A 760-nucleotide genomic window follows, 5' to 3' on the forward strand; every position below is an offset into this window, starting at 1 on the left:
ACCCCCTACGCCAGCCCTGATCACCCCCCTTAATCCGGAGATGTCATGACTTCCGTATCGGTGCGCGACCGTGCCTCCACCCCCCGCCACTACCTGATGTGCCGCCCGTCGCACTTCGACGTGAACTACGCCATCAACCCCTGGATGGACCCGGCCAAGCCGGTCGACACCGCGCTCGCGGTCCTGCAGTGGGAGACGCTCCACGACCTCTACCGCTCGCTGGGCCACACCGTGGACCTCCTCGAACCGGTCCCGGGCCTGCCCGACATGGTGTTCTCCGCCAACGGCGCCACCGTCGTCGACGGCAAGGTGCTCGGCGCCAGGTTCCTCAACTCCGAGCGGGCCGCCGAGGCCCCCGCCCACGCCGCCTGGTTCCGCGCCCACGGCTACGAGGTGCACGTACCCGAGTACGTGAACGAGGGCGAGGGCGACTTCGCGGTCACCGACAGCTGGATCCTGGCCGGGCGCGGCTTCCGCTGCACGCCCGAAGGACACCAGGAGGCCCAGGAGTTCTTCGGCCGCCCGGTGATCAGCCTGGAGCTCACCGACCCGCGCTTCTACCACCTGGACACCGCGCTCGCGGTCCTGGACGGCGACGAGGTCATGTACTACCCCGAGGCGTTCACCCCGGGCAGCCGCGCGGTCCTCGCCCGGCTCTTCCCCGACGCGCTGCTCGTCTCGCAGGACGACGCGGACGTCCTCGGGCTCAACGCGGTCAGCGACGGCCTCAACGTCGTCCTGCCGGAGGCCGCCGTGAAAC

General features: G+C 70.3%; 1 protein-coding gene. It reads left to right on the forward strand.

Annotated features, from left to right (window positions below; all coding sequences use genetic code 11):
* Window positions 1-45: 45 nt before the first annotated feature.
* The coding region (ddaH, locus tag ABD346_RS38230) for a dimethylargininase (RefSeq protein ID WP_344380927.1) at window positions 46-760 on the forward strand (715 nt) is incomplete at its 3' end.

It is taken from the genome of Streptomyces mauvecolor (genome assembly GCF_039532965.1).
Lineage (GTDB): Bacteria > Actinomycetota > Actinomycetes > Streptomycetales > Streptomycetaceae > Streptomyces > Streptomyces violascens.